Genomic DNA, 9,131 nt, shown 5'->3' on the forward strand with positions numbered 1-9,131 from the left:
GCCGCACTGGCACTGCCGCAGGCGGTGCAGCCCGATGCGCCGGTGTGGTTGCTGAGCGGCCCGGAAGGCGGCTTCAGCGCCACCGAGGAAGATCTTGCGGTGGCGGCGGGCTTTCGCGCCGCGCACCTGGGTCCGCGCGTGCTGCGCGCGGACACCGCGCCGCTGGCGGCGCTGGCCCTGCTGACCCTGGGACTTCCATGAACCGCAACCTCTGGCTGCTGGCCGCGCTGCAGGCCCTGTTCCTCACCAACAACGTCACCTTCATCGCGATCAACGGGCTGGTCGGCCTGTCGCTGGCGCCCTACGGCTGGATGGCCACCATCCCGGTGATGGGCTACGTGGTGGGCAGCGCGCTGTCCACCGGCGCGGTGGCGCGCACGCAGGCGGCCTTCGGGCGCAAGCGGTCGTTCCAGCTCGGCCTGGTGGTGGCGATGCTGTCGTGCCTGCTGTGCGCCTATGCGGCGGCGAGCCGCAATTTCTGGCTGCTGTGCTTTTCCACTCTGGTGGCCGGCTACTACAACGCGAACGCCGGCCTGTACCGCTTCGCCGCGGCGGAACTCGCGTCCCCCGAGGCGCGCGAAAAGGCGGTGTCGCTGGTGCTGGCCGCCGGCCTGGCGGGCGGCGTGTTCGGCCCGGCGCTGGCCGCGCGCAGCCGAGACATGTTCGGCGTGCCCTTTGCCGGCGCGTACATCGCGCTGACCGCGGTGGCGCTGCTGGCCCTGGGCATCATGACCTTCATCCGGTTTCCGCCGGTGCCGCCCAAGGTGGCGGGCGCGGGTGGCCGGCCGCTGTCGCAAATCGTGCGCCAGCCGGTGTTCATCGTCGCGGCCGGCGCGGCCGCGCTCGGCTACGGCGTGATGAACCTGCTGATGGTGGCCACGCCCATCGTCATGCAGCAGTGCGGCCTGCCGTTCTCCGACGCGGCGCTGGTGCTGGAATGGCACGTGATCGGCATGTTCGCGCCCGGCTTCTTCACCGGGCACCTGATCAAGCGCTTCGGCCCGCTGCCGGTCATGGGCGTGGGTGTGGTGCTCAACCTGGCGTGCATCGCGGTGGCGCTGTCGGGCATCCAGCTGCAGCAGTTCCTGGTCGGCCTCACGCTGCTGGGGGTCGGCTGGAATTTCCTGTTCACCGGCAGCACCACGCTGTCGCTGTCGGCGTACACGCCGCAGGAGCGCGACCGCGCGCAGGGCGCGCTGAATTTCTTCACCTTCGCCGTGCTCGGCCTGAGCTCGTTCGCCTCCGGCGTGCTGGTCAACACGCGCGGCTGGGACTGGCTGAACTACGGATCGATCCCGCCGCTCTTGCTGGCCGGCGGTGGCCTGCTGTGGCTGGCGCTGCGCCCCGCCCGCGGCGCGGCGGCCGCGCAGGCGCGCTCCTAGACCGCCACCGCGCTGGACGCGGGCTCCGGAAAGTGCGCGTCCAGCCAGGCGCCCAGCGCGCCGAACACCGGCTGGGCGTCGGCCTCGTTGAATATCTCGTGGAACAGCGCCTCGAAGCGGCGCACCGTCACCACCTCGCGTGGTGCCGCCTGCGCGAACATGCGGCTGCCTTCGGGGTTGACCACGCGGTCCGCACCCGCGTACATCAGCAGCGTCGGCACGTGCCAGTGCGGCGCCTGCGCCAGCACGCCGGCGCTGTGGTCCACGATGAAGCGCGCGAGCCGCGCGGTCACGCGGTCGTGCACCAGCGGATCGGACTTGTAGGCGGCCACCACGCCGGCGTCGTGCGACAGCAGCGCGGGGTCCACGCTGTTGGCAACCGCCATGCCCGGCGCCAGCTTGTGCAGCACGGCCAGCAGCACCTTCCGGGTGGTGCCCAGGCCGGGATCGAACGCCGGCGACGATAGGATCAGCCCGTCCAGCGGGCGCACGCGCTGCGCCACCAGGCAACTGGCGACCAGGCCGCCCATGCTGTGGCCCAGCAGCAGCAGCGGCGTGCCGGGTTCCGTGCGGGCCCGGGTGCTGTCCATCAGGTCGGCCAGGTCGTCGATCAGCCGCATGTCGGACGGCAAGGCGCCCCGCAAGCCGCCGGAGTCGCCATGCCCGTAATGGTCGTAGCCGCGGACCGCGAAGCCCCAGTGGTTCAGCTGCCGCGCCACATGGTCGTAGCGCCCGGCGTGTTCGCCCAGCCCGTGGACGATGAGCACCATGCCGCGCGGCGCCCGCTCAGGGGCCAGCGGCCAGTCCTGCACGGCGAGGTTGTCGCCGTCCATTGCGGTGTAGGTGGAAAGGGTGGATTCCCTCGCGTGCTCGTTCATCTCGACGGGATGATCCCGCGCATCCCGCCTGCCCGCAACAGAAGCTTTTGTGAACTAAATCACGGCATCTGCGCGAGCACTTCGGCTACCGACGCGGTCAGTTTCTTGGCGTACGGCACGTGCAGGAATTCGTTGGGCCCGTGCGCGTTGCTGCGCGGGCCGAGCACACCGCAGACCATCATCTGCGCCGTGGGAAAACCCTTGCTCAGCATGCCCATCAGCGGAATGCTGCCGCCCTGGCCGACGTAGCCGACCGGCGCACCGAAGTGCGCCAGCGAGGCGGCGTTCAGCGCACGCTCGAACCAGGGCGCCGTGCCCGGCGCGTTCCAGCCGGAGGCGCCGCCGCCCGATTCGAACGTCACCTTGGCCTGGTAGGGCGCGTTGTCCTCCAGCAGCACCTTCAGTTGCTGCGCCGCCTGGCCCGCATCCACCAGCGGCGGCAGGCGCAGCGACAGCTTGAAAGCGGTGTAGGGGCGCAGCACGTTGCCCGCGTCCTGCATCGACGGAAAGCCCTCGGCGCCGGTGACCGACAGCGTGGGCAGCCAGGTGCGGTTGAGCAGCGCCTGCGTCGGGTCGGTGGTGGTGGGCAGCGCCACCAGGGTCGAGCCGTTGCAGTCGTGGTGCGCCCAGGGAAAGCGCTTGTAGACCTCGTCGCCCAGGATCGAAGCGGTGGCCTGCGCCTGGGTCACCCGCTCGGGCGGGATCTCGCAATGGAAGATGTCGGGCAGCAGGCGGCCGGTGGCGCTGTCCTCCAGCCGGTCGAGCACCTGCCGCATGATGCGAAAGCTCGAGGGCACCAGGCCGGAGGCGTCGCCGGAGTGCACGCCCTCGGTGAGGATCTCCACCTTCAGCACGCCGCCGACCAGGCCGCGCAGCGAGGTGGTGAGCCACAGCTGGTCGTAGTTGCCGGCGCCCGAATCCAGGCAGACCACCAGCGACACCTCGCCCAGCCGCGTGCGCAGCGCATCGACATAGGGCAGCAGGTCGTAGGAGCCGGATTCCTCGCAGGTTTCGATCAAACCGACGATGCGCGGATGCGGCTTGCCCTGCGCCTTGAGCGCCTGCACCGCGGCGATGCTTGCATACACCGCGTAGCCGTCGTCGGCGCCGCCGCGGCCGTACAGCTTGCCGTCCTCGTACTTGGGCGTCCAGGGACCGAGGTCGCTGCGCCAGCCATTGAATTCAGGCTGCTTGTCCAGGTGGCCGTACATCAGCACCGTGCCGGTTGAGCCGGCCTTGGTCGCCGCCACCTCGAAGAACAGCACCGGCGTGCGCCCGGGCAGCCGCACCACTTCCAGTTGCAGGCCCGGCACCTTCTGCGCCTCGACCCAGCCAGCGGCGTTGCGCACCACGGTGTCGATGTAGCCGTGCTGCGACCAGTCCTTGTCGAAGCCGGGCGACTTGGCGGGGATGGCGATGTAATCGGTGAGCTGGCGCACGATGTCGCCGTCCCACTGGGCGGTGACCTGGGACAGCGCCGCGGCGCTGTCGAGCACGGCCGTGGGCATTTCGCGGTGGAGCGGAGCGTTCATGACGCACTGTACGATGCCCCCGCGGCGGGCGCTAGAGTGTGGCCTTTGGCCGGAGCGCACGATGAGCCACGACGAAACTTCCTCACGCATCAAGGTCGAGGACAGCGAAAGCCGCCGCATTCGCGTCGGCGTGGGCGGCTGGACCTACGAGCCCTGGCGCGACAACTTCTATCCCAAGGGCCTGCCGCATGCGCGCGAGCTGGCCTACGCGAGCCAGCAGCTCACGGCCATCGAGGTGAACGGCACCTTCTACAGCACCTTCAAGCCGGCCACCTTCGCCAAGTGGCGCGACGAGACGCCCGAGGGCTTCGTGTTCTCGATGAAGGCGCACCGCTTCACCACGCACCGCAAGGACCTGTCCACGGCGGCCGAGTCGGTGCAGCGCTTCGTGGACAGCGGCCTCGCCGAACTCGGCGACAAGCTCGGCCCCGTCGTCTGGCAGCTGATGCCCAGCACGAAGTTCGACGCGCAGAACATCGGCGCCTTCCTCGCGCTGCTGCCCCCGGAGGTCGCCGGCCGGCCGCTGCGCCACGTGCTGGATGCGCGGCACGACAGCTTCCTGTGCGAGGAATACCTGGACCTCGCGCGCAGCCATGACTGCGCCACCGTGCATGCCGACTCGGACACCTATCCGGCAATCGCCGATGCCGGCAGCGAGCTGGCCTACCTGCGCCTGATGCGCACCGAGTCCGGCTGTCCCACCGGCTATGCGGCGGACACGCTGGCGCAATGGGCTGCAGGCGCCCGGGCCTGGACGGCGAAGAGCCCGCGCCATGAGGTGTTCATGTACTTCATCAGCGGCGCCAAGGAACGCGCGCCGGCGGCGGCGATGGAGACGCTGCGGCAGCTCGGCGCGGGCTGACGCGCTGCGTCGCTAGCGAGGCGCCTGCCGCGTCTCCAGCGGGGCCGCCGCGCATGCTTCCGGGGCACCGCGCACCGCGACGTGCAGCGCGAACAGCCGCTTGGCGCTGGTGATGAACAGCCGGTTGCCGCGCGGGCCGCCGAAGCACAGGTTGCTGGTCACGCAGCCCAGGTGCAGCTTGCCCAGCAGCGTTCCGTCGGGCGCGAAGCAATGCACGCCGTCGCCGGCGCTGCTCCACACGTTGCCGTGCTCGTCCACCGCCATGCCGTCGGGAAGCCCGCAGTCCAGCGTGGCCAGCACGCCGGCCGGCTGCAGCGCGCCGCCGGGCTGCCAGGCGAAGCGGCGGATCTCCGGCGGCGTTGCGGCCACGTGCGAGCCGCCGCTTTCGGCGACGTAGAGCCACTGGCCGTCGGGCGAGAAGGCCAGCCCGTTGGGCTTGACCATGGTGCCCACCACAGCCTGCGGCTCGCCCGCGCCGGCGTCCAGCCGGAACACGTGGCAGGCCGGCTGCTCTGGCGCGCTGCGCACGCCTTCGTAGTCGGTCAGGATGCCGTAGTCGGGGTCGGTGAACCACAGGCTGCCGTCGGCCCGCGCCACCACGTCGTTGGGCGAGTTCAGGCGCTTGCCCTGGTGGTGGCTCGCCAGGACGCTCAGGCGCCCGTCCGGCTCGCGCGCGACCAGCCGCCGCCCGCCGTGCTCGCAGGCCACCACACGGCCCCAGCGGTCGCGCGTGCGGCCGTTCTGGTGGCCGCCGCGGCTGAACACGCCCACGCCCATGCCGGGCGCCCAGCGCAGCACGCAGTCTTCGGGGATGTCGGAGAACAGCAGCTGCTCGCTGTCGGCGAGCCACAGCGGCCCTTCCAGCCAGCGGCCGCCGTCGTACAGGCACTCGACCTCGGCGTTGGACAGGATGAGGCCGCGGAAAGCGGCGTCGGCGATCTGGTAGAGCCCGGGCATCGGCACAAGTATGTCAGCCGGGGCGATCAGCAGGCGAAAACGCGGCCGCTTTCGCCGTCGGCGCATGTGCCGGGCCTGCGCGCCGCGTCACCCGCCGCGCAGGTGCTTGCCGACCAGCCGCCCAACGCGCAGCGGCACATACAGGAACTGCAGTGCGCGCGGCAAATGCCAGCGGGTCAATTCGGCCATGGTGGGCGCGAGCAGCGAATGCACCAGCGCGCGCGTGCCCTCCAGCCGCGTGTCGCACAGCATGAAGTCCAGGCGCGCGCGCGCCACGGCGCCGCGCGCGGCATACGCGTCGGGGCGCGACAGGTCGGCGCAGATCGCCTCGGCCATGGCATCGACCCCCAGCGCCGCGATGGGCTGCCGCGCGGCGTCGGGCAGCGGGCAGCCCAGCAGCGCCTGCGCCAGATGCAGGCCCAGCGCCAGCCGCCGGCGCGCGCGCAGCCGCTGCGCCACCTTCCAGATCCAGCTCCAGTCGTGGCCGCCCTGGCGGACCAGCTCGCTGATGTCGACCAGCCAGCCGAGGCCCGACCAGTGGTGTTTGCTCCCGTGCAACGCCAGCACCAGCAGCAGCTCGTCGCGGCTGAACGCGCGGATGCGGGTGCCGCGGAAGTCGGTGCGCGTGCCGCGCGTCCACACGTCCGGGCAGGAGCTCTCCACCGCGCGGACCGGGTCGGTGCGCCAGTGCAATTCGACGGCGACGCCGGTGCCCGCGTGCAGCAGCATCGTGTGGTAATGCAAGCGCGAGCGCAGCAGCGCCGCTTCGGCGTGGCGCGTGAGCACGTGTGCCGGCGCGTAGCCGGCCTTGGCCAGCAGCTGCCTTGCCCGGGGCACGTCCTTGCAGCGCACCAGGATGTCCAGGTCGCTGAACTGCCGCATCGCCACGTCGCCGTAGACGGCCTGCGCGAGCGTCGGCCCCTTGTAGGGAAGGCAGGCGATGCCGTAGTGCTCCAGCAGATCGAGCACGCGCAGCAGCTCGCGCGACATCGCCTGGTTGCGCCGCGACGTGACTTCCTGCGCGGCCCACAGCATGGTGAGCACATGCGGCGGCACCGCGTCGGCGCCGGTGTCTTCCACGTGCTGGTACAGCAGCGGCACCAGGCCGTGCGCGGAGGCCAGCTCCAGCAGGAAGGTCCAGTCCAGCGGCGAGCGCAGCAGCTCGCCGAATTCGGCCTGCGCGCGTTCGTCCAGCGCCATGCGACCGGCGCACAGCAGCAGCCGGACTTCCGGCGCGAGCGGCGGCATCACTGCGCCGTCATCCACACCACCGGCCGCGCGCCGGCGTCGCGCCGGCGCAGGTTCTCCGACGCGACGCCGGTGCGCGCGAGCGATTTCTCGCAGTCCTGGATCGACGGACCGCGCATGTTGCCTTCCATGTACGCCAGGCCCGGGCAGCGCGAGCAGCTGCCGCTGTTCGCGCAGGAGGAGCAGCCTTCGAGGTCGGAGACGCGGATGGCGCGGACTTGCGCCAGCTGCGGCGAGTCGTTCCAGATGTCGATGAACTTCGTCTGCCGCAGGTTGCCGCTGGGCAGCGGGAACTGCACGCAGGGGAACACCTCGCCGTAGGGCGAGATGTAGCAGGCGGTGTGGCCGGCGCTGCAGGGAATCGTCTCCATCGCGTCCTCGTGCGACACGGGCTGCGCGGCGGGCGCGGCAGCGGCTTCGCCACCCAGTGCGGGGTCGTTCATCACCTGCGCCAGCAACGCGCGGTCGATGTTCAGGTCCAGGATGCCGCGGTCGCCGTCCATCATCGGCGTGATGGTCGGGTCCAGCGTGAAGCCCACGCCCATCTCCTCGGCCAGGGCCTGGACGCCGCGGTAGTCGTGCGCGTTTTGCTGCATCAGCACGCCGGCGAAACTGACGCGCACGCCGTTGTCTTTCAGCAGCCTGGCGCCCTCGACGGTGCGCTTGAACGATCCCTTGACCTTGGTGATGGCGTCGTGCACGTCCGGCTTGTGGGAGTACACGCTGATCTGCACCGACTCCACGCCGAGCGCGGCGACCGCGCGCGCCTTCCCGGCATCCACCATCACCGCGTTGGTCTTGAGCTTCACGCTGAACTGCAGCCGCCGCGCGTGCGCCACGATCTCGAGCGCGTCCTTGCGCATGAAGATTTCGCCGCCGCTCAGCGTGAGGAACATCACGCCCGCTTCGGCCAGCTGGTCGACCACCGACAGGATTTCCGCGGTGCTCATCTCGCCGTGGTCCTCGTGGTCCAGGTAGCAGTGCACGCAGCGCTCGTTGCAGCGGTAGGTGAGGTCCAGGTGCACGCCCAGCGGAAGGCCGAGCGCCAACGCGCGCGCGCCCAGCTCGTTCATGAGCGAGCTCATGGTGCCGCCCCGCCGACCGGTGTTTCGGACAGGACGATGAGCCGGTGCGCGGCCAGCTCGCGCGCCACCTGCAGCAGGTCGTCCCGCGCCGTGTCGGGCGCCACGTCGTACTGCGCACACACCAGCGCCGCGATCTGGTCGATGTCGGCCTGCCCGTCGGCGGCGCTCCACAGCAGTGACGCCGTCTCGTTCAGGCAGAACAGCGAGGCATCGCGCCCCGACATGATCATCATCTCGCCGCCGATCATGCGTGCCGCCACGTCGGTCGATCGCGCCACGTAGCACTTGCCGGTCGTCATGCCGCCTCCTCGCGCCTGCGCGCCGTCACACCGCGTTCCCCACCAGGTCCCAGACCCGCGCGTCGGGCACGAACGTCAATTGCCGCACCGGCACCGACTGCACCAGGTCCAGCGCGCCGGCGAAGACGCCGCGCACCAGCGCCGCATCCTGCGCGAAGAACAGCGTGTTGCCGAGCATGGCGCGCGCGGCCTGCGCCGGCGGCACCTCGTCGATGCGGTTCTCCCGGCCTTGCGCGAGCAGGAACACCGCTGCCAGCGGCGCATCCACATTCGCGCCCGGGCGCCCCAGCTCGCCGGCGAACGGCGTGCCGTAGGCACGGTAGCCGGCCGGCTCCTTGCAGACGTAGGACACCTCGTCGGTGAGCACCTTCACGTCGCGCGGCGCGAGCCGCGAGATCGTCGTCTTGCCGGCGCCGGACACGCCGGAGAAGAGATACGCCTTGCCGCCCCGCACCGCGCTCGCCGAATGCACCAGGCAGCCGCCGCGCAGGGCGAGGATCAGCGTGTGCACGATGCGCAGCACGGAATCGATGGAATACGGATTCGGGGCCTGCCGGATGCGGCCGTGCCGGCTGTGCGGATCCCACTCGGCGCGGAAGTCGCCGCGCTCGATCACCCAGGACCTGCCCTGGCGAGACACCTGCACGTCGGCATCCGGGTCCACCCCGGCAGGCGGCGACAGCTCGACGTCGAACTCGTATTCGCAGGGCAGCTCGGGCCCGCTCTCCAGGAAGCCGTCGTAGCGCTGTTGCAGCATCCGCACGAACGCGGCGTCGGCCGTGCGCACGGCGATCGGGATGCGGCCCACGGTAATCACCACCCGGTGCCGCGCGGCCTGCGGCGTCATGCGCGCGCCAGCAGGGCGTGCGCCCGTGAGTACCAGCGCGA

10 protein-coding genes are annotated in these 9,131 nt (G+C 71.0%); 3 read left to right on the forward strand and 7 right to left on the reverse strand.

Going from position 1 to position 9,131, the window contains the following annotated elements:
• A partial coding sequence (locus tag H0U68_RS07730; protein ID WP_296354270.1) for an RsmE family RNA methyltransferase occupies nucleotides 1-201 on the forward strand: 201 nt, incomplete at its 5' end.
• Nucleotides 198-1,382 carry an MFS transporter gene (locus tag H0U68_RS07735; protein WP_296354272.1) on the forward strand — a complete coding sequence of 395 codons (1,185 nt, stop codon included), beginning with the start codon at nucleotides 198-200 and terminating at the stop codon, nucleotides 1,380-1,382. The genes H0U68_RS07730 and H0U68_RS07735, both read left to right, overlap by 4 nt.
• Here the strand turns inward: H0U68_RS07735 and H0U68_RS07740 are convergent.
• Nucleotides 1,379-2,260: an alpha/beta hydrolase gene (locus H0U68_RS07740; RefSeq protein ID WP_296354274.1), complete on the reverse strand. Its 882-nt coding sequence runs from the start codon at nucleotides 2,258-2,260 to the stop codon at nucleotides 1,379-1,381. The genes H0U68_RS07735 and H0U68_RS07740 overlap by 4 nt on opposite strands.
• 59 nt (nucleotides 2,261-2,319) lie before the next feature.
• Nucleotides 2,320-3,792 carry a M20 family metallopeptidase gene (locus tag H0U68_RS07745; RefSeq protein ID WP_296354276.1) on the reverse strand — a complete coding sequence of 491 codons (1,473 nt, stop codon included), beginning with the start codon at nucleotides 3,790-3,792 and terminating at the stop codon, nucleotides 2,320-2,322.
• A 61-nt stretch (nucleotides 3,793-3,853) separates the two neighbouring features.
• Between H0U68_RS07745 and H0U68_RS07750 the strand changes: the two genes are divergently transcribed.
• Nucleotides 3,854-4,654, forward strand: a complete 801-nt coding sequence (locus H0U68_RS07750) for a DUF72 domain-containing protein (protein WP_296354278.1) — start codon at nucleotides 3,854-3,856, stop codon at nucleotides 4,652-4,654.
• Nucleotides 4,655-4,666: 12 nt separating this feature from the next.
• Here H0U68_RS07750 and H0U68_RS07755 read toward each other — a convergent pair whose 3' ends face one another.
• From H0U68_RS07755 to H0U68_RS07775, 5 genes are all read right to left on the reverse strand, one after another.
• Nucleotides 4,667-5,611, reverse strand: a complete 945-nt coding sequence (locus H0U68_RS07755; protein WP_296354280.1) for an SMP-30/gluconolactonase/LRE family protein — start codon at nucleotides 5,609-5,611, stop codon at nucleotides 4,667-4,669.
• A gap of 87 nt (nucleotides 5,612-5,698) precedes the next feature.
• Nucleotides 5,699-6,859: a nucleotidyltransferase family protein gene (locus H0U68_RS07760; RefSeq protein ID WP_296354289.1), complete on the reverse strand. Its 1,161-nt coding sequence runs from the start codon at nucleotides 6,857-6,859 to the stop codon at nucleotides 5,699-5,701.
• Nucleotides 6,859-7,944 carry a radical SAM protein gene (locus H0U68_RS07765; RefSeq protein ID WP_296354282.1) on the reverse strand — a complete coding sequence of 362 codons (1,086 nt, stop codon included), beginning with the start codon at nucleotides 7,942-7,944 and terminating at the stop codon, nucleotides 6,859-6,861. The genes H0U68_RS07760 and H0U68_RS07765 overlap by 1 nt, the downstream gene beginning before the upstream one ends.
• Nucleotides 7,941-8,243 carry a PqqD family protein gene (locus tag H0U68_RS07770; protein WP_296354284.1) on the reverse strand — a complete coding sequence of 101 codons (303 nt, stop codon included), beginning with the start codon at nucleotides 8,241-8,243 and terminating at the stop codon, nucleotides 7,941-7,943. The genes H0U68_RS07765 and H0U68_RS07770 overlap by 4 nt, the downstream gene beginning before the upstream one ends.
• A 25-nt stretch (nucleotides 8,244-8,268) precedes the next feature.
• Nucleotides 8,269-9,131, reverse strand: an 863-nt coding sequence (locus H0U68_RS07775; RefSeq protein WP_296354286.1) for a hypothetical protein, incomplete at its 5' end; no start/stop codon positions are given.

Origin of the sequence: Ramlibacter sp. (genome assembly GCF_013697775.1) — a bacterium.
In the GTDB taxonomy this organism is placed as follows: Bacteria; Pseudomonadota; Gammaproteobacteria; order Burkholderiales; family Burkholderiaceae_C; genus Ramlibacter.